Here is an 18,617-nt window from a genome sequence, read left to right as displayed (position 1 = left end):
AATGAATCTAAATAGTTTAACTATGATGTATTCGTCTTCAGTCTACCCTGTAATGAAGATGATTGGTATGGGGAGTGTTGTTGATTAATTATTGTAAAACATTAGAAGGTAGGAATGAACGATTTTGAAAATCAAATGCTGCCTGTTCTAACGGTAGATAAAGGATTCGTTACCTCTTGTAACCAAGTGTTCATAGAATTGTTCGGCTATGCCCAGCATGATATTTTGGGTGCTCCGCTTGATAGTTATATTAGTTTAATCGACTGTGACTATACGTTGGATCAGTTCGTTTCACGTGCGAAATTACAAGCTGATGGCTTAATAATAACAGCGAAGGTCAATAACATTTACCATTATGCTTTGCCTGTTAAAATTCATTGTCAAAAAATAGGCATGAATAATGATGATTTGGTTAGAATTTGCTTTCGCGTATTAGAAAATAAGTCCGTGGATCCTATTTCAGGATTACCTAACGGTTGGGCCATTTCTTCTAGGGCACAACGTTTATTAAATCATTCGGATAATATTAAAAATATTTTTGTATTGATATTTTTTAATGTTGATAACTTTTCAACTATCAATTTTCGTTACGGTTTCGATGCTGGTGATAATTATCTGCTTGTGTTGGGCCGAACCTTAAAATTACTGTTGGGAGAAAGTACCGTTGTTGCGCGTTTTAATAATGCTAAGTTCGGTATATTGATAGAAAATAAACAAGGCCTGCATCTAGATAATTTCCACACTTACCTTGAGTTGTTATGTGAAAACTTATGTAAGTTGTCTGACACTCCTCTAAAGTTGGACAATGGATTAGAGATTAATAAGCCATATAGTATTGGTGTAAGTCAACCTAGTATCGAATATAACAGTTTTCATGCCATAGAAATTGCGGCTGAAACGGCTATGTTACAAGCTAAAAAATACAGCACATCCAGGTATCACTTTTCTACCTCTAAAACTTTGGGGGATATTCTTTCTCACAAACTAATTATCGACGCCTTACCCAGTGCAATAGAACAAAATATAATTGATATTTATTTTCAACCACAATATGAAATTAACACTGGCAAACTTGTCGGCTTAGAAGCTCTATCTCGTTGGCAGCATGGAACACTAGGTAATATTAGGCCAGATGTTTTTGTTGGCATTGCGGAAGAAATAGGCTTGCATTTTGATTTTGATTTATGGGTTTTAAATCAAGTCTGCTCACAGATTGTGTTATGGCAAAGACAAAAAATAGTCACGCCAAAAATTGCTATTAACATTTCATTTAAAACCATAGAAATGACGACTTTTATTAATCGACTGATTGAGGTTATTGAACAGACAAAATGTCCTACAGAGTTAATAGAAATAGAAATTACGGAAACAGCATCGGCCAAAAATATGGATGTGTTGAATAAAAATATTGTTAAGGTTAAGCAATTAGGTATCAGTATCGCGATCGATGATTTTGGTGCCGGTTATTCTTCATTAAGTATGATTCGTGAATTTCATCGTTCTCTGGATAAGCTCAAATTGGACCGGTCGTTAGTAAGCAATATCTGCAATACCGACGTTGATAGAGAGTTTATTCGTAAAATTATAAAGCTTGGTAAAGTACTGAATGTAGAAATTTTAGCTGAAGGAGTAGAAGAGGAGGAACAAAAAATTCTACTTCAGAAACTCGAGTGCGACTATGCGCAAGGATACTATTTTTCTAAACCATTATCCAAACAGCATGTCGAGACCTTACTTAAAACCACTTGTTAGTATCGACGTCTCTTTTCGTGTCGGTGTTAATGGTATTGACGAGTATCCCGATATTTTATACTCGTCTTTGTTAACACAAAACCTAGTGAGAGATTACTCAATGCTGCTCAAATGTTGACTAATTACCTTTAGCACGCCTAAATCTTTGTTGCTTGGGGCAATATGGTTTGCGTGAATCTTCACCCTTTCATGTGCATTTTCCATAGCGTAGGAATGAAAGCTTGCTTGGAGCATTTCTACATCATTGAAGTAGTCACCAAAACTCATCGTCTGTTTGAAACTAAATCCTAGCGTTTTTTGTAAGTGTTTAATTGCTGCACCTTTTGAAGTTGCCGAGTGCATGATATCTAGCCAAATTTTTGCACTAATAACCACTTTGTGGCTATGACCAAATGCTGCGTTAATAGACGGATGAATGTAGCGCTCTGAGCCATCGAAATGACAAATAGCTACTTTAATAATATCGTCCTCGACATCGAGTAGGTCGGCGACTTGTTCATAGCGATGATAATACTTTTTGATCTCTTCAATTGCCGGTTCAGATCTGGTTTCAATATAAGCTGAGTTCTTTCCAGATAATACAATGTGCGCACCATCAATTAGACGAGCTTGAGCGATAATCGCTTTAATCGACGGCTTATCAATGCTATGGCTATACAGTTCTTTATCTTGATACATCACTAACGCGCCATTTTCTGCGATAAATAGGATGTCATCTTTGATGGGAGAGAAGGTGTTCCTCAGACTAAAGTATTGGCGCCCTGATGCTGCACAGAATAATATGTCTTGCTCTGCTAAGTGATGATAAATATCAAAAAATTCTACAGGCAATTTTCCTTGTTGGTCAAGTAAAGTGCCATCCATATCGGCGGCGATAAACTTTATGTCGTTTTGTGGCATTTTATAGCTCCATTCTAATAACTGTTCATCTTAATAGCTGTCGATTTCTAATAAAACGTATTGTCGTGGCTGTGCTGATAAGTGATTAGCTTTGATATCAAATCAGTAAGGTTTCTTGGCAAAATAAGATTTATTGGCGAAGGTGCTCACGTATTTATTCAACAATATGATTATCCTCTGTCAGTTCAACTGAATCAACAGTATCCTAATAGTTAATTGCTTTAGAGTGTATGGCTAAAAATATATCCTTATAAATTAAGCAAATAGTTTTTTTATTTCTTGTATTGTTTCTACATTTTGGAAGCATATACATTGTTAGTGTTGTTTGAATGTGAGTGTAACGATGTCTATTTTAGAATGTGTTATTTTAATGACAGGTTTACTGTTTTGTTTAAATTTGCTTTATTGGAGTTCGAAGACTTGGGGGATGGTTCTCACCTCTGTTTTACTTTTGGTTGCCCTCATTTCTACTTTGTATTGGCCGCTATTTTTAGGTGCCGGCGTTGCCTTTGTCTTTGTCATGGTTTTAAACCGAGCGGAACCAGAGTTAGCTCGCGGCAAGGTTCGAGAGAATACATTAAGAAATTGGGTCCAATATCTGATGTCTTTATCTATGTTACTAGTCGGTGTTCAATACGTTATTTATTATTCGTTGTTAGGTTACGGAATTAAGCTCGGCTTGTCTCGGCCTGATGTTGTTGATGCCTTTCTACCCATCGCGGGTGGCTTGGAGTTAAAGGCGATTATTACACTTGGTCTTTGGGACCAAAGTCATCCGGCGGCGGCGGTAATGCTGTTTACGGTTTTGCTGAGTGGCTTATTGTGTAAACGGGCATTTTGCGGTTGGATATGCCCTCTTGGCCATGCGGGGTCGTATCTGTACCAGTTTCGATTACGCTTTGTTCAAGCAAAATATCTTCCGCCAAATTGGCTAGATTGGCCGTTGAGAATGCTCAAGTATTTATTATTACTTGGCTTACTCTATATTATTGTTTTAGCCCTACCAAGCCGTGCTTTGCCGCATTATTTATCTGGTTACTATCAACAAATAGCTGACTTAAAAATGGCAATGTTTTTTGTTACACCAAGTGTTATTGAAGCGATGCTAATCGGTTTAGTTATTGCTTTAGTATTTTGGCAGGACAGGGCATTTTGCCGTTACCTTTGCCCGTATGGTGCAATGCTTGGATTATTGGGCTTCTTTAGTCCGTTTAAGGTAAAAAGAGATACAACGCACTGTTTGATAAACAGTAAGGGAATAGAGTGCGATAAATGTACACGTGCTTGCCCTGCAAGAATCAGTGTTCATACTTTACAAACAGTACGAACAGATGAGTGTCAAGCGTGTATGCGATGTGTTAACGCTTGTCCACAAAAGAAGGCACTAGGTATAAAATCGGTCACAGGACATACACTCTCGTCTACTGGTGTTCTCATTATATTGCTGTTGCTGATGTTTGGCATTCCTCTTGCTGCTTATGTTGGAGGCTTTTGGCATAGTCAAGTGACCGATGATGTTCGGATGGAATTAATGAAATATATCCATCAAATTAATCATTAATTGAACTAGTATAAATATAAATTATGCGCCTTATAATGATGAGAGTTTATCCGATAAGACTTGAATAAGTGTAAAGAAAGCGCTACTTTCAATGTTGAACGACTGTTCATGACATTATATTGACAATCCTAATTAGATAGAGGTACATAGCGATGAATGAATATACACCCCCTAAAATTTGGGTGAATGATACTAATGGCGGTAACAAATGGGCAAATATCAACAGTCCTGAGTCAGGGGCGAGATTCGAAAAAGACTTGCCAGTTGGCGACCATTCTTTACAGCTATACTCTCTAGGAACACCAAATGGTCAAAAGGTAACAATATTACTTGAAGAATTATTGGCGTTAGGAATAAAAGAAGCGGAATACGATGCCTTTTTGATCAATATCGGTGAATCGGATCAGTTTTCATCCGGTTTTGTTGGTGTCAATCCGAACTCTAAAATTCCTGCTCTAGTTGATAAATCTGGAGAAGAAGATGTCAACGTATTTGAGTCGGCTTCTATTCTTGTTCACTTAGCGGAAAAGTTTGCAGTTTTTTTACCTAAAGAAGGCTCTGCGCGCACTCAGACATTTAACTGGTTATTTTGGGCGCAAGGTTCTGCACCGTTTTTAGGTGGTGGTTTTGGCCATTTTTATGCGTATGCCGATGAGAAACAAGAGTACCCAATTAATCGTTTCGCTATGGAAGCAAAACGCCAATTAGATGTACTGGATAAGCAGCTCGCTAACAACACTTTTGTTGCAGGCGAAGAGTACACTATTGCTGATATGGCAATTTGGCCATGGTATGGCAATTTAGTACTAGGTAGACTTTACGATGCGGCTGAATTTTTACAGGTTGAGTCTTATACCAACGTTGTTCGTTGGGCGAAAATGCTGGATGCTCGTGAGCCAGTTCAAAGAGGAAGAATAATAAATAAACCGTTTGGCGAAGAGTGGGAAAAAGTGACTGAACGCCATTCTGCTGAAGATATCGACAAGGTCCTCAAGCTTAAGCCGTAGTTTTATCTGCTTTGTGTCAATGTTAAACGTTGTGAGTAATAAACTATTCACAACGTTGCTTCTTACGTGGCTAAGGTTGCTTTTTCCGTAGCTCTAGTTAGGTGCCAATCTTGAACTGATAGTAAGCAAGATGTAACCGGCTTCTACTTCGGTCGACAATACTGATTGAAGAATGGTTAATGACCAAGATTACTGACTAATTAAAATAAATCGTCAATTAGTTGAAATTAATTTCTAATAACACCTGTCTTCTATTATATGCAAGTTAAGCGAACGAATTGTTCCATTCACAATGAAAATGGTAGTAAAAATGAATAAAGACGGATTAAGTAAAAATTGGAAAAAGCCACGTAGTTTTGATCGTAATTTAATTGTGATTGGTGGTGGTGCGGGTGGTTTGGTAACCAGTTATATTGCAGCAGCAGTAAAAGCGAAAGTGACTTTGATTGAAGCAGGAGAAATGGGAGGTGATTGTTTAAATTACGGTTGTGTTCCAAGTAAAGCGATAATCAAAAGTGCCAAAATTGCTTATCAAATGAAAAATGCCCACAATTATGGCTTAGAAGGCACCGTCGTACCGTTTTCATTCAAAAAAGTGATGCAACGTGTTCATGACGTAATCGCTGAAGTGGCACCACACGATAGCGTTGAGCGTTATACCGATCTTGGTGTTGAAGTTCTTAAAGGTTACGGTAAATTGATTGACCCGTGGACGGTCGAAATTGCCTATGAAAATGGTTCTACAACTCGTCTAACGGCACGTAGCATCGTTATTGCTACAGGTGCTCGTCCATTTGTTCCACCTTTACCGGGTATAGAAGAAACAGGCTATGTAACCAGTGATACGCTTTGGAGTGAGTTCGCTAAACTAGAGCAAGCACCAGAAAAATTGGTTGTATTGGGCGGTGGGCCGATTGGTTCAGAACTGGCGCAGTCTTTTGCTCGACTCGGTTCGAATGTCACTCAAGTTGAGATGGCAGATCGCATTATGATTAGAGAAGATCTCGAAGTGTCTGAATTTGCCACTAAAGCGTTACAAAAGAGTGGTGTGAATATTCTAACGTCTCACCAAGCGCTTCGTTGTGAATTAAAAGATGGCAAAAAATTTATTGTCGTGAAGCACAATGATCAAGAAATAGAATTGGAATACGATCAATTACTTTGTGCGGTAGGGCGTAGTGCTCGCTTAGAAGGCTATGGTCTTGAAGATCTTGGTATTGAAACCAACCGAACAATTGTGACAAATGAATATCTAGAGACTTTGCATCCAAATATTTTTGCTGCTGGTGATATTGTAGGTCCATATCAATTTACCCATGTTGCTGCACACCAAGGTTGGTATGCCGCTGTAAATGCTTTATTTGGTCAGTTTAAGAAGTTTAAAGTCGATTATCGAGTGATTCCATGGACGACTTTTATCGATCCCGAAGTTGCTCGAGTCGGTATTAATGAACATGAAGCAAAAGAGAAAGGAATTGATTACGAAATTACTCGCTTTGATTTTAAAGAGCTAGACAGAGCGATTACTGACAGTGCGACCGAAGGTTTTATTAAAGTGATTACTCCGAAAGGAAAAGATAAAATTTTAGGTGTGACGATTGTTTCTGAGCATGCAGGTGATCTTATCGCTGAATTTGTGTTAGCAATGAAACATGGCCTGGGGTTGAATAAAATATTAGGCACGATTCACAGTTATCCCACTTGGGCAGAAGCGAATAAATACGCAGCAGGCGAATGGAAACGCGATCATGCACCACAAACGATTCTTCGTTTGTTAGAAAAATATCACACCTGGAGACGCGGTTAATTGTTGATTTAGACGGTATTTTACCGTCTAAATATGCTAAATTAGAGCGCATTCTGCGCCTAATTTAGCTAACTCAATGTACCACTACAAATAGTAGATATTAGCGCTAATACAACAAGTAGCGCATGTGGATAAGCGATAGTTGGTCTTAAAGACTGACAAATATATTCTTTTACTAAGCCAAATTGGCTTGGTCTAGATAACAAATATTGGCTATTAAATTGGAAAGCTAGACAGTCACTCTTTTCTGATTCACCGTTTTTTATTGCTTGTTCTAGTTCGAGTAATCTTGGTTCAATTCTTGATTGAAAGGTTTTCCAAATAGCATCCTGTATCCATAAAACAAATAAAATACCGATGACTATCAAAGTGATATTACCAAATAAATAAAAGCCGCAGAACATAAAAATGTTAAATAGCTTTATCAACAAAGAATATTTTTCATAATTATCAAATTGACTTTGAAGCAATAACCATTCTTTTTCTAGTCCAGATTTATTCACAATCGTAACCTTAATTTTTTGCATAATCAGATATGCTTTTGAGTATTGCTATTTTTGAACAATATGAAAAGAAATATTTGTTTAGCACTTATATTATTTGATTCACTATTGTTAACTGCATGCATCATCATATGTTCAAGTCAGACAATCAACAACATTAGAGTGTACGGGCTAACACTGTTACAATAATGTAAATTATTGCTCAATAAAAAAGAGGTATCATGAAGGTTATTCGCTGGTTGTTAGGGAAAGTTATTTTGACGCTTAATTTTATATTCACTCCCAAAGGCGTTAAAAGAGATGCAGAATCTCAACAAGAAGTCGATAAGAAAGCAAGTTTAATGGCACTTTACCAGTTTGATGCTTGCCCATTTTGTGTAAAGGTTCGGCGTGCAATGAAGCGTCAATCGGTACAAATCGAGTTAAGAGATGCTAAGAATAATCCAACGCATAGAGAAGAGTTGTTAACTGATGGTGGCGTAATTAAAGTACCATGCTTACGAATAGAAAAAGAAGGCAAAAGTATCTGGATGTATGAATCATCAGAGATTGTTGCGTATTTAGAAAAAGAATTTGCTTAAAAATAGTCATAAAAAAAGGTAAACCGATTAGGTTTACCTTTTTTCTAAATATTGTTAGCTTAAATTTCGTGAGAAATTAGATAGCTACGATATTTTCAGCGTTAGGGCCTTTTTGACCTTGGCTGATAGTAAATTCAACTTTTTGACCTTCAGCAAGAGTTTTGAAACCGTCGCCAGAGATAGCACTGAAGTGTGCGAAAACATCTGGGCCAGATTCTTGCTCGATGAAACCAAAACCTTTAGATTCGTTGAACCATTTAACGGTACCTTTAACTTTAGACATAATATTATCCTGTAATTTTAATTAATGTTGCCTTTAATAGGCTGTAAGAGCGTAAAAACAGACTGACACTTAAAAACTACAGAGCGCGGTATTATGGATAAACAACGAAATGGAGAATATAAACAAAAGGCTTTCTTTTTTACTGAGCGCAATTATATAGGCTATTTAAACTATGTCAAGTTATGTTTAATCAGTTATGTTTAAGGTGTAGTTTATTTTCCATTCTGCTAGGGCTTTAATATGAGCAGGGCCAATACCACAACAGCCTCCAAGGATAGAAGCACCTGCTTTATACCAGCGTTTGGCGTAAGTTAAATATGCTTCTGGCGACAGTTCACGCATAGGTTGCATTGTTCCATTGGCCTTGTGGTTGGTTAGTATAGGCATAAAATTATTAGCATAAACACCTATCTGCATGTCGACTTTTGCTTTTTGGATGGTTATTTTACTAACTTCGACCGCTTGTTCCATTACTTCAGGAACCGAACAATTGAAAAGAATGCCTTTGACATTATTTTGTTGTACCACTTTTTCAATAGCAGACTGTACCGATTGCCCAGATCGTAAATTAGCGTGGTCGGTATGAGAATCATCTAAGCTAAACGAGTAGAAAGAATCTTTATTACTGTGGTGTAAAGCCTGATAAATAACGTCAAATTCTTCAATGCTGCAAATTGTTTCCACTAGCCATAAATCAACGTAGGGATCTTGTGCATCAATTAACGTGTTGACTATTTCTACTGCTTCTTCGGTATCAAACAAATCAGGTCGATAGCTACCAAATGGCGGGGGAATAGCACCAGCAACTTGAACAGAAGTATCTTGAGCAACGGATTGCGCTATTTTAGCTGCCTTACGAGCTAACTGCGCTCCTTCAGCTTTAAATCGTGCCTCGCCAAGATGAAAAGGGACACAGGCATAACTATTAGCAATAATTATTTCAGCACCTGAATCGATAAAACTTTGGTGTACTTGGGTGACATGATCTGGAGATTCAATCAGAGCTTGTGCACTCCAAAGTGGCTGTGAGAATGGTGCACCGATCGCTTTAAGTTGTCGTCCCATTCCACCGTCAAGTATGGTAATTTTGTTCATAATTACGTTCTAAATTATTGAAAAAGTCTGGTAAAGAGAGAATACCAGACCAATCAGTCTAAGGCGAAAATATTGATGGAGTATTTTCCCTTTGCAACGGCTTTATTCTTGTTGCATTAATTCAGTTAATACCTGTTTAAAAGTGTCGACAGGATGTGCGCCAGATAATGCAGTTGTACGGTTAAATACCACCGTAGGTACACTAGAAATGCCGGCTTGTGTCCAAAACTGTTGGTTGGTTCGTACTTCATTTTGGCAAGAAGGAGCGTCTAAGCGCTTGCGTGCCTCTATGTCATTTAACCCGATACTTGCTAATTCTTTAAGTAATACTTCTCGATCAGACACATCTTTTTTCTCGGTGAAAAAGGCACTAAATAACCGCAATTTTAACTCAGTTTGTTTACCCATTTCTTTTGCGTATTCTAATAGAATATGTGCCTCAAAGGTGTTGACTATCTTCATACCATCAAAATAGTTAAACTCAAAACCATGCTTAGCTCCTTGCGCGGTGATGTTTTCTCTTGCTCGGGCACTATCTTCTGCAGAAGAGCCGTATTTTCTCGCAACATGAGCTCGAAGTTCTTCTCCTTCTGGTAGCATATCTGGGTTTAGTTCGAAAGGTTGCCACTCAATTTCTATTTGGTCTTGTATTCCTAGTTCACTAATGGCTGCTTGCAGATGGTTGTAACCGACGATACACCAAGGACATACAACATCAGAGACGATATCTAACTTTATCTTATTTTTCATAATTAACCTTTCTTGAACAGTTGTTCATTTTTAATAAGTGTACACTTTCAAGTAATAATTACAATAAATAAGGCTGAGGTTTATATGAGATTGTCTATGAAGGAGATAAAAAAACCACGCCTAGGCGTGGTTTTCGATTCAAGAAGTCAGTTTAGGTAAACATTGGCTCTTCTCCAGAAGCATCCTTATGCATTAGCCAATGAAGATTTGTCCTAATACATAACCGACACAACAAGCACTAATTACACCAATAAGACCAACCGACATAAATGAGTGATTAAAGTACCATTTGCCGATTTTGGTTGTACCAGAAGAGTCAAAGTTAACGGTTGCAATATCTGAAGGATAGTTTGGTATAAAGAAGTAGCCATATACCGCTGGCATAATACCAATGAGTAGCGCTGGGTCTAAACCTAAGCCTAGTCCAACAGGCAGCATCATTCTAGCTGTCGCTGCTTGCGAATTAACTACCACTGACACAATGAATAGCGCGAAGGCAAAACTCCAAGGGTAATCCGTAACCATGCCGATAATGCCTTCTTTAAACTCTGGCAAAGCATATTTGAAATAAGTATCTGACATCCACGCGATACCAAAGATAGCGATAGCTGCAACCATACCGGATTTAAATACCACGCCTTCAGGCACCAGTCTTGGGTCGGTTTTGGTTGCTAATAAGATAACACCACCGAATGCCAACATCATCATTTGAATAATTACTGACATTGAGATGGGTTTTCCGCCATCGACAACCGTACGAACTTCCGGAACCATGGCGATAAAGACGATAACTAACAAGGCAGAAATAAATATTAATACTGAATTTCTTGCAGAAGTCGGCAAGGTTTCATCTAATGTAGTGCTGGTTGTATTAAGTATTTTTTCACGCCACATCGGATCTTTCAGTCGACGTTGATATTCTGGATCATCTTCAAGTTCTTTACCACGGCGCAAGCTATATAGAGACATTAAGAAGGTGCCGGCTAACGTAGAAGGTACGGTAACTAAAAGGATAGAAACGAGGGTAATATCAGCTTGAATGTTAGATATTTGCGCTAGATAGTATACAACCGCAGCAGAAATAGGGGAGGCAGTAATGGCGATTTGAGATGCAACCGAAGCAGCTGCCATTGGACGTTCTGGACGGATCCCATTTTTTAGCGCTACATCACCAATAATAGGCATAATAGAGTAAACAGCGTGACCCGTTCCTAGCATAAATGTCATTGTGTAGGTTACAAATGGTGCTATTAGCGTTACGTTCTTAGGATTTTTTCTAAGAATTCTTTCCGCAACTTGTAGCATGTATTTAAGCCCACCGGCTGCTTCTAAAATGGAAGCACATGTTACCACCGCCAATATAATTAACATTACAGTAACAGGTGGAGAGGTTGGCGGCATTCTAAATATGAATACTTCAACCACCAGACCGATACCAGATACGACACCTAATCCGATACCCCCATAACGTGAGCCCATATAGAGCATCACCAGCAAAAACAAAAACTCTAGATACAACATAAAAATTTCCTGATTATTTAATTAACTAAAATTATTTTGCGCCTTAAAAGAATAAAGAGAATTAATCAATATCAATTTTTAATGATATCTTTAGAAGATATTTAAGTCTTATATGCTTTAGCTCACAGCTTGTAGGGGTGTGTGACGACTTTCAACGTGTTTTATCGCACAAGTTTGAAGAACAATAGATCGAAGAGCATCCTCTATTTTTCATTAATAGAGGATGTTTTAGAAAGCTTAGTGGCGGTTATGCAAGTACGTCATTGAGTAGTTCTAGTCGATCTTGTCCCCAAAACTGTTCATTATTGAAGTAATAAGCAGGCACACCTAGCACATCATCAGCAATAGCTTGATCGGTATTGCTTTGATATATGGCTTGGATTTGTTCTGAGTTAGCGAGTGCAATCACGGCAGCAGCATCGAGATCTAATGAGGTTAAAATATCGTACAACACAGATTCTTCAGCAATATCTTTTTCTTGCGACCAACATGCAGCCAAAACTTGGGCAACAAATTGACCAGCATTTAGCTTTAATTCTTGTAGGGCGATACAACATTTGTCTGCCAGTGCTGGGTTGGTAGGAAAATAAGCCGGCTGTAAGTTTACAGGCAAGTTACGCTTAGTTGCCCAACGTTTGATTTCAAGTAAGCGATATTGTTGTTTGTTTTGTGGACGTTGGCCTAAAGGAAGTGTGCCATTGGTGCCAAAAATTTGGCCTAAAATAACAGGTTTAAAGTGTATGCCTTTATTTGCTCCATCAGCTATTTCGAGCAGTAAATTGTGCCCTAAATAGGTAAATGGCGACAGGCTAGTGAAGTAATAGTCGATATTTTTGTTCATAAATTTTACATCCTTGAAATGACCGTTCGAATAAGGTTTATAGGGCGTTTTAAGTGATTGGTTTGCGCCTTGATTGTTAGAATGCGATAAAAATGTCATTATAAAGTCCATATAACATGATAATAAGTCCGTTTTTAAGTGAGATGTGATGGCGAAATTAGATAGACTTTCAGCACTAATTGCTCGATTTGAGCTAAAAGCAGATGTAACCGATGATCTTACTAGAGCCAATCTTTTTATATTGTCGGATAAAAATAGCGGTGAATTGACTCGTATAGAGTTTTGGCCTATTTCTTTAGGTGAGTTAGATTTTGTGGCCGAGCAAGAGCAGTTGTTGATTGCCGCATTAGTCAATCTAGGAGGCGAAGCCAATCCATTGGCTAGAGCATTGCCAAGGAAAACCACGCTTTCGATAGATGAAGATAATAATTTAAAGGAATTGGCCCAATTGATATTGGGTGAAGTACATGCCCAACGTTGTGGAAGCGCTACTACGTTGCAAAAATTATTTGAAGTATTGGTTATTATTTTACTTAGAAAAGTAATGCGGCAGCATGCCGACAACCCAGGTTTAATTGCTGGTTTAGCAGATAGTAAACTGAGTAAAGCCTTGGTAGCTATCCATGAAAACCCAGAGTTTAATTGGAAAATAGAAGACTTAGCTGATATTGCAGGGTTATCTCGTAGCCAGTTTATGCAACGATTTAAACATTGTGTTGGTTCTACTCCAGCGCAATATTTACGCGAATGGCGTCTGTCACTCGCACGACAAGATTTAGCAAAGGGAGACAGAGTAAAAACGGTCGCTCAACGTTATTGTTATAGTAGCCAAGAAGCGCTAAGCCGAGCATTTGTATCACAATATCAATGTAGTCCAGCTCAGATGCGTCGACAGTAGTCTGTTTAGTGAAAACAAAAAATCGATAGTAAAAAGAAAACCTGCTGTCCTGAAAAATAATTGTTAGACTTATTTAATATAGACTGTAAATAACAAAGTCTATTACGCTAATTTTAAAGAGGTTAGCTGTCAAAAAATCGGTTTCGGTTATTTAGAGTACAAGTTACTTAACATACCAACAGTATATAAATTGTTAGTGAGGTTTTATGAAGTTTGAAGTGGATACCCACACCCATACGTATGCTAGTGGTCATGCGTATAGCACGTTAATTGAAAATGCCAAATTAGCACACGAGAATGGTTTGAAGATTTTTTGCAGCACAGATCATGCTGAATCGATGCCAGGTGCGCCTCATTATTGGTTCTTCGCTAATCAGAAAATATTGCCACGCTTCCTATCTGGTGTCGGAATTATTCGTGGTATGGAAGCCAATATTCTTAATGTTAAAGGTGAACTGGATATACACCCTTCTCTTGACCAAAAATTAGACTGGATTATTGCTAGTTTTCACGAACCAGTTTACGCACCATCCGACAGTGCAACACATACAGAAACCTTGATTAATGTGATAAAAAGTGGCCGCATTGATGCACTAGGCCATTTAGGTAACCCTAATTTTGACTTCGATTTCCACAAAGTATTAACGTGTGCTAAACAGCACAATGTTGCAGTGGAAATTAATAATAGCTCGCTTAAAGGCCACAGCCGAGTGGGCAGTATTGATCGTTGTTTACAGATTGCAAAAGTAGCAAAAGAAATAGGAACCTATGTGACGACAGGATCGGACGCTCATTTTTGTGTCGATATTGGCCGACTAGAACAGGTAAGTCATATGCTTGATGAAGTGGAAATGCCCGCTACACAAGTTATTACCCACACTGCACAGCAGTTTTTGCAATTTTTAGCGCGACGTAACCGTGCGCCTATTGACGAATTTTCCGTGTTAAAAACCGGCATTTAATTAAGGCAATGTAAACTTTTCGACAAGCATATATTTGCTTGTCGCAAGTTAAATTAGTGCGTTGCAGTGGCGTTTTTTCTCTGCATTTTTATCGATATTGAAGGGCCAATAACACTTAGTAACTGTATAAGTAACAGAACCCCTGTTATTGCCAAGCCAATTCCAATTCCTGCCCAGATACCTGACAGTCCATAGCGTTGCATCAACCACCAAGCGGCTGGTAAACCAAATACCCAGTAGCCAATAGCGGTAAGAATAGTGGGAGATAGGACGATTTTCATCCCTCTCAATAAGTTAAGTGCTAATAATTGCCATCCATCAACAATAAAACACAAAGCCACTACCCAAATAGATGAAATCAGTAGCTCAGTCAGTTCAGTGTTAGCTAGTTGGTTATTTTGTTCTAAACGGAATAATTCAGCAATGACTTGCGGCCAAAGAATAAACAACACAGAAAGCACTATACTGATCGCTGTAACCAATATAAAGCTTTTAAGACACGTTTGTTTTATTTCAGCTATGTTGTCTGCACCATAGTCTTTGCCAACTAAAATTGCCGCCGCTTGAGAGAAGCCAAAATTAATATTCCAGGTGAAACTTAAACATTGCAAAAGAATTTGATGTGTTGCTAATGACGCAACACTGATCATTCCTGCCATTAGTGTCCCCCCATAAATGAGCCCGTGTTCTAAAACACTGGCTAAAGCAATCGGTAAGCCCATGCTTAGTAACGGTAAGATCAGCTTTAATGAATAGTCTTGCAAATAGTACCAAGGAGCAAAGCGTTGGTATTTTTCGCGCTTAAATACCCAATATCCGTAGCCAAATAAAGCAATAAATGCCGCGAATGATGTTCCTGCACCAAGACCCGCTATTCCATAATCTAAAGTAAAAGCGAGAAAATAGCTGATAGGGACGTTCAGCCAAACCGTTGCAACAGACATCACCATTACCGAACGTGCATCGCCAAAAGTACTGGTTAAGCCACGTAATACTAATAATAAAAGTGTTGGAAGCATTGCCCATTTTAAAGCATGTAAATATTGCATAGCGATTGAAATAACCGCATCTGATTGGTTAGCATCATGTAAAAAACTCGGCACATAATAGAAACTAATAGAAAGTAATATGGTGCATAATATTGATAGAATAACAGCACCTTTTACCGCATTTCTTATTTGCTGAGTGCCAAATTCTGGGCGAGATAAACTTTGTCCATAAGCAATAGCAATAAGGTTAGCGCTGCACCCCACCGTACTCGCAGCAATAAGAAAAACAAACGAATACACAGATGCACCCAAACCACCCGCTGCAAGAGATGTCATACTTATGCGCGACATCATCCAAATATCAGTCAGTACCAAAGCCATAGAGATAAGCTGAGAAATAATGAGCGGTAGCGCGAGTGAGAAGATTTTTTGCATAACAACCTCTGTGATTTTGAGCTCAAAATATCGATTTTTCGTCTGGTGTTCAATTTACATTTATGTCAATCTGTCATTACATAAACTCATGTGAATGAAAATGAAACCTTATCCAAATTTACCGTATTCTCATAAAGGTCTAAAAGTATTCGAATCAGTAGCAAGACTGATGAGCTTTACCTTAGCCGCAAAAGAGCTGCATGTAACACAAAGTGCAGTCAGCCGACAAGTAAAGCAATTAGAAGATGATCTCAAGGAATCGTTAATTATTCGAAACAATCGTTCGATAGAATTGACGTTAAAGGGACAGTCCCTGTTTGCAACGCTACAAAAAAACTATCAGGCTCTAGAATCGCTCATTGCTATGTGGCAGCAAGAACAACCAAAAAAAATAGTCATAAAAGCCGCATTAAGTTATGCCACTCGTTCACTTATACCTAAAATTCACCAGTTGCATGAAAAATATCCTAGTTATGAAATTGTTGTTATCCCAACTATTGATGAAGATGAAAGTATTAATTCTAATGATTATGATCTACTGATATTTAATTCTCGGCGAGGGAGTTTTTATAGCAATCAACCTGATGTTATGTATTTACGTGAAGAATATATGGCGCCCGTTTGTGCTCAACAGTTAATTACCAGTCAAGCAACCATTGAAACGGTTATCCAGTTGCCGAGGTTGCATCCTACAATGGATCACCATGATTGGAGCACATGGCTAAACGCCACAGAATACGACATAACTTCTACTGCTCGTAATACCACATTTTTAACATTAGATATGGCCTTGAGCGCTTGTTTATCCGGGCAGGGTGTTACGGTAACCGATTTACTGCTGGTATTACCTGAACTCGAACGTGGTTATTTAGTTTGCCCAGAGTTAGCCTCCATACAGTACAGTTCATGGCAGTACTTTTGCCATTATAGGAATCAATCTCCGATCGTAGATGAACTTATAACCTGGTTAAAGGATGAAACGGCTAAAGAAAAACAGACGATTCATCGATTAGCGGAAAAGCACCACTGGCAGGGAGTAGTAACTGAGTAATTTGAACTTATGCATAACCAATGTTACAACTAATATTGAAATTGAGAATAATAATTATATTTAGATAGATTATTAATATAATTTGTAAAAATAATGATCCATTTTATGGCTGAATATTACATCTTTTTACGAACTAAGGTATAACGTTGTTATGAAAATACCTAAGAGAATACAGCCTTTAGTCGACGATGGTTTAATCGACGAAGTGCAAAGCCAACTGATGAGTGGCAAAGAAGCTTCTGTTTATATTGTGCGTTGCGGAGATAATATCCGTTGCGCCAAAGTTTACAAGGAGTCCAACCAACGAAGCTTTAAACAAGCAGTAGCCTATCGAGAAGGCCGAAAAGTTCGCAATAGTCGCCGCGCTCGTGCCATGGAAAAAGGATCGGGTTTCGGTCGTCAACAGCAAGAAAAAGTCTGGCAGAGTGCAGAAGTGGATGCCTTATACAAGCTCGCGGCAGCAGGCGTAAGAGTACCAGAACCGTATGGTTGTGTTGATGGTGTGTTATTAATGGAATTGATCACCGATGATGAAGGTTACGTAGCACCTAGACTTAACGATGTCATGATGTCTGCAGAACAGGCGATAGAAGATCACCAAGAGATGATGACTTATGTAGTAAAAATGCTATGCGAAGGCATTATTCACGGCGATTTATCGGAGTTTAATGTATTAGTGGATGAGTATGGGCCAGTAATTATTGATTTACCCCAAGCGGTAGATGCTGCCGCTAATAATAATGCTGAGTGGATGCTAGCGCGAGATATCAATAACATTCGTGACTACTATGGTCAGTTTGCTCCGGAATTATTAACAACAGAATACGCTAAAGAAATATGGGCGCTGTATGAAAAAGGCGACTTGAAGCCAGATAGTGAATTGACTGGACAATTTATTGAAGGGGATACTGAAGCGGATATCGCTGCCATAATGCAAGAAATTGATGCCGCTCGTGATGAAGAAAAATTTAGAAGGGAGCGAATCAAAGAAGCAAAAGAAGGGGTAGATAAAAGTAAATTTAACTGGGCGGATGAAAATTGATAAGTTATGTTGCATTTATAAATCAATGAGTTATATTTAATTTATAAGTAAAATGAACATTAAGGAGCAGGCTACATTTTAACCGTTTTGTGTATTCAAGGGCTTAGAGTCATAAAATTTGATAATACGGAACTCAATCACACATGTGCAAATCTATACTTGGTCAAGGTTCTTAACCTTTGCTACGTTTAAAGAACACAGTAATTGAAAAGGTACAATTATATGAAAGTAAATATTCAAACACATCATGTATCAATTAATGACGACTCGCGTAAAGAAATTGAAAGTAAATTCGAAAAGATATCCGCTCACTTTCCCCAACTAATCAGTAGTGACATCATCATCACCAAAGAGCATGGACAACATGAAGTAGAAATATTTACTAATTATGAAGGCGTAAGAGTGTCGGCTAAGTCATCCAATGCAATTATGTATCCTGCAATTTCAGCCGCGTTGAAAAAATTAGAAGCAGGATTAAGTAACCGTAAAGGCCAGCTTAAATCGGATCTTCATGCAAAACCAACCAGTACTAAACCAGAAATTGCCTCAGAAATCATTCAAGAAATGAAGTTAGTTAAATAAAACTCCATACTTTTTTACACTGCTAGCAGGAACTTCTTGCTAGCTTTTTAATATGAA

The 18,617-nt window shown here is 38.2% G+C and carries 18 protein-coding genes; 10 read left to right on the top strand and 8 right to left on the bottom strand.

The annotated features are described in order from the left end of the window. Positions 1 to 114: 114 nt before the first annotated feature. Complete coding sequence (locus ACLKML_RS02410) at positions 115 to 1,752, top strand: putative bifunctional diguanylate cyclase/phosphodiesterase (RefSeq protein ID WP_413283491.1); 1,638 nt, start codon at positions 115 to 117, stop codon at positions 1,750 to 1,752. A gap of 93 nt (positions 1,753 to 1,845) precedes the next feature. Here the strand turns inward: ACLKML_RS02410 and ACLKML_RS02405 are convergent, their stop codons facing one another. Further along, positions 1,846 to 2,652, bottom strand: a complete 807-nt coding sequence (locus ACLKML_RS02405) for an HAD family hydrolase (RefSeq protein WP_413283490.1) — start codon at positions 2,650 to 2,652, stop codon at positions 1,846 to 1,848. A gap of 343 nt (positions 2,653 to 2,995) precedes the next feature. Here ACLKML_RS02405 and ACLKML_RS02400 point away from each other — a divergent pair, with 343 nt between their 5' ends. From ACLKML_RS02400 to ACLKML_RS02390, 3 genes are all read left to right on the top strand, one after another. Beyond that, entirely contained in the window at positions 2,996 to 4,213 is a 1,218-nt protein-coding gene (locus ACLKML_RS02400; protein WP_413283489.1) for a 4Fe-4S binding protein, read from the top strand. A gap of 152 nt (positions 4,214 to 4,365) precedes the next feature. After that, entirely contained in the window at positions 4,366 to 5,220 is an 855-nt protein-coding gene (gene yghU, locus ACLKML_RS02395; RefSeq protein WP_413283488.1) for a glutathione-dependent disulfide-bond oxidoreductase, read from the top strand. 310 nt (positions 5,221 to 5,530) lie between these two features. Continuing rightward, positions 5,531 to 7,027, top strand: a complete 1,497-nt coding sequence (locus ACLKML_RS02390) for a dihydrolipoyl dehydrogenase family protein (RefSeq protein WP_413283487.1) — start codon at positions 5,531 to 5,533, stop codon at positions 7,025 to 7,027. Between the two features lie 68 nt (positions 7,028 to 7,095). Here ACLKML_RS02390 and ACLKML_RS02385 read toward each other — a convergent pair whose 3' ends face one another. Then, positions 7,096 to 7,530, bottom strand: a complete 435-nt coding sequence (locus tag ACLKML_RS02385) for a hypothetical protein (protein WP_413283486.1) — start codon at positions 7,528 to 7,530, stop codon at positions 7,096 to 7,098. Positions 7,531 to 7,751: 221 nt separating this feature from the next. On the opposite strand from ACLKML_RS02385, the gene ACLKML_RS02380 reads away from it, so the two are divergent. Further along, positions 7,752 to 8,111 (top strand): glutaredoxin family protein, encoded by a 360-nt coding sequence (locus ACLKML_RS02380; RefSeq protein WP_413283485.1) that lies wholly within the window; start codon positions 7,752 to 7,754, stop codon positions 8,109 to 8,111. 76 nt (positions 8,112 to 8,187) lie between these two features. Here the strand turns inward: ACLKML_RS02380 and ACLKML_RS02375 are convergent, their stop codons facing one another. From ACLKML_RS02375 to ACLKML_RS02355, 5 genes are all read right to left on the bottom strand, one after another. Then, a complete protein-coding gene (locus ACLKML_RS02375) occupies positions 8,188 to 8,394 on the bottom strand; it encodes a cold-shock protein (protein ID WP_411572393.1) in 207 nt (68 codons plus the stop codon). A 186-nt stretch (positions 8,395 to 8,580) separates the two neighbouring features. After that, positions 8,581 to 9,489 carry a homocysteine S-methyltransferase family protein gene (locus ACLKML_RS02370; RefSeq protein ID WP_413283484.1) on the bottom strand — a complete coding sequence of 303 codons (909 nt, stop codon included), beginning with the start codon at positions 9,487 to 9,489 and terminating at the stop codon, positions 8,581 to 8,583. A 102-nt stretch (positions 9,490 to 9,591) separates the two neighbouring features. After that, positions 9,592 to 10,239 carry a DsbA family oxidoreductase gene (locus ACLKML_RS02365; protein ID WP_413283483.1) on the bottom strand — a complete coding sequence of 216 codons (648 nt, stop codon included), beginning with the start codon at positions 10,237 to 10,239 and terminating at the stop codon, positions 9,592 to 9,594. A gap of 192 nt (positions 10,240 to 10,431) precedes the next feature. After that, positions 10,432 to 11,760 (bottom strand): anaerobic C4-dicarboxylate transporter, encoded by a 1,329-nt coding sequence (locus tag ACLKML_RS02360; RefSeq protein WP_413283482.1) that lies wholly within the window; start codon positions 11,758 to 11,760, stop codon positions 10,432 to 10,434. A 247-nt stretch (positions 11,761 to 12,007) separates the two neighbouring features. Beyond that, positions 12,008 to 12,601 (bottom strand): 2-hydroxychromene-2-carboxylate isomerase, encoded by a 594-nt coding sequence (locus tag ACLKML_RS02355; RefSeq protein WP_413283481.1) that lies wholly within the window; start codon positions 12,599 to 12,601, stop codon positions 12,008 to 12,010. A 148-nt stretch (positions 12,602 to 12,749) separates the two neighbouring features. Between ACLKML_RS02355 and ACLKML_RS02350 the strand changes: the two genes are divergently transcribed. Together ACLKML_RS02350 and ACLKML_RS02345 are read left to right on the top strand one after the other, a co-directional pair. Continuing rightward, complete coding sequence (locus ACLKML_RS02350; protein WP_413283480.1) at positions 12,750 to 13,499, top strand: AraC family transcriptional regulator; 750 nt, start codon at positions 12,750 to 12,752, stop codon at positions 13,497 to 13,499. Between the two features lie 206 nt (positions 13,500 to 13,705). Then, a complete protein-coding gene (locus ACLKML_RS02345) occupies positions 13,706 to 14,461 on the top strand; it encodes a phosphatase (RefSeq protein WP_413283479.1) in 756 nt (251 codons plus the stop codon). Positions 14,462 to 14,514: 53 nt separating this feature from the next. On the opposite strand, the gene ACLKML_RS02340 is transcribed toward ACLKML_RS02345, so the two are convergent. Then, on the bottom strand, positions 14,515 to 15,885 hold the full coding sequence (locus ACLKML_RS02340) for an MATE family efflux transporter (protein WP_413283478.1): 1,371 nt from the start codon (positions 15,883 to 15,885) through the stop codon (positions 14,515 to 14,517). A gap of 100 nt (positions 15,886 to 15,985) precedes the next feature. Between ACLKML_RS02340 and ACLKML_RS02335 the strand changes: the two genes are divergently transcribed. The 3 genes from ACLKML_RS02335 (at position 15,986) to hpf (ending at position 18,560) form a co-directional block, all read left to right on the top strand. Then, complete coding sequence (locus tag ACLKML_RS02335) at positions 15,986 to 16,936, top strand: LysR family transcriptional regulator (RefSeq protein WP_413283477.1); 951 nt, start codon at positions 15,986 to 15,988, stop codon at positions 16,934 to 16,936. 151 nt (positions 16,937 to 17,087) lie between these two features. Then, the gene (locus ACLKML_RS02330) at positions 17,088 to 17,978 is read left to right on the top strand and encodes a PA4780 family RIO1-like protein kinase (RefSeq protein ID WP_413283476.1); all 891 of its coding nucleotides are present in this window, start codon (positions 17,088 to 17,090) and stop codon (positions 17,976 to 17,978) included. Positions 17,979 to 18,200: 222 nt separating this feature from the next. Then, positions 18,201 to 18,560 (top strand): ribosome hibernation-promoting factor, HPF/YfiA family, encoded by a 360-nt coding sequence (gene hpf, locus ACLKML_RS02325; RefSeq protein WP_413283475.1) that lies wholly within the window; start codon positions 18,201 to 18,203, stop codon positions 18,558 to 18,560. The last annotated feature ends 57 nt before the right edge of the window (positions 18,561 to 18,617 follow it).

This window comes from Vibrio sp. MA40-2 (assembly GCF_047302445.1).
Taxonomy (GTDB): Bacteria; Pseudomonadota; Gammaproteobacteria; order Enterobacterales; family Vibrionaceae; genus Vibrio.
The sequence above is the reverse complement of the archived record's forward strand: the minus strand, read 5'-3'. Positions and strand labels throughout refer to the sequence as shown.

Excerpts from the sequence above, each read along its gene's own strand:
- ACLKML_RS02410 (WP_413283491.1), top strand. The coding sequence starts at position 115 with ATGAACGATTTTGAAAATCAAATGCTGCCTGTTCTAACGGTAGATAAA.
- ACLKML_RS02405 (WP_413283490.1), bottom strand. The coding sequence starts at position 2,652 with ATGCCACAAAACGACATAAAGTTTATCGCCGCCGATATGGATGGCACT.
- ACLKML_RS02400 (WP_413283489.1), top strand. The coding sequence starts at position 2,996 with ATGTCTATTTTAGAATGTGTTATTTTAATGACAGGTTTACTGTTTTGT.
- yghU (WP_413283488.1), top strand. The coding sequence starts at position 4,366 with ATGAATGAATATACACCCCCTAAAATTTGGGTGAATGATACTAATGGC.
- ACLKML_RS02390 (WP_413283487.1), top strand. The coding sequence starts at position 5,531 with ATGAATAAAGACGGATTAAGTAAAAATTGGAAAAAGCCACGTAGTTTT.
- ACLKML_RS02380 (WP_413283485.1), top strand. The coding sequence starts at position 7,752 with ATGAAGGTTATTCGCTGGTTGTTAGGGAAAGTTATTTTGACGCTTAAT.
- ACLKML_RS02375 (WP_411572393.1), bottom strand. The coding sequence starts at position 8,394 with ATGTCTAAAGTTAAAGGTACCGTTAAATGGTTCAACGAATCTAAAGGT.
- ACLKML_RS02370 (WP_413283484.1), bottom strand. The coding sequence starts at position 9,489 with ATGAACAAAATTACCATACTTGACGGTGGAATGGGACGACAACTTAAA.
- ACLKML_RS02365 (WP_413283483.1), bottom strand. The coding sequence starts at position 10,239 with ATGAAAAATAAGATAAAGTTAGATATCGTCTCTGATGTTGTATGTCCT.
- ACLKML_RS02360 (WP_413283482.1), bottom strand. The coding sequence starts at position 11,760 with ATGTTGTATCTAGAGTTTTTGTTTTTGCTGGTGATGCTCTATATGGGC.
- ACLKML_RS02355 (WP_413283481.1), bottom strand. The coding sequence starts at position 12,601 with ATGAACAAAAATATCGACTATTACTTCACTAGCCTGTCGCCATTTACC.
- ACLKML_RS02350 (WP_413283480.1), top strand. The coding sequence starts at position 12,750 with ATGGCGAAATTAGATAGACTTTCAGCACTAATTGCTCGATTTGAGCTA.
- ACLKML_RS02345 (WP_413283479.1), top strand. The coding sequence starts at position 13,706 with ATGAAGTTTGAAGTGGATACCCACACCCATACGTATGCTAGTGGTCAT.
- ACLKML_RS02340 (WP_413283478.1), bottom strand. The coding sequence starts at position 15,885 with ATGCAAAAAATCTTCTCACTCGCGCTACCGCTCATTATTTCTCAGCTT.
- ACLKML_RS02335 (WP_413283477.1), top strand. The coding sequence starts at position 15,986 with ATGAAACCTTATCCAAATTTACCGTATTCTCATAAAGGTCTAAAAGTA.
- ACLKML_RS02330 (WP_413283476.1), top strand. The coding sequence starts at position 17,088 with ATGAAAATACCTAAGAGAATACAGCCTTTAGTCGACGATGGTTTAATC.
- hpf (WP_413283475.1), top strand. The coding sequence starts at position 18,201 with ATGAAAGTAAATATTCAAACACATCATGTATCAATTAATGACGACTCG.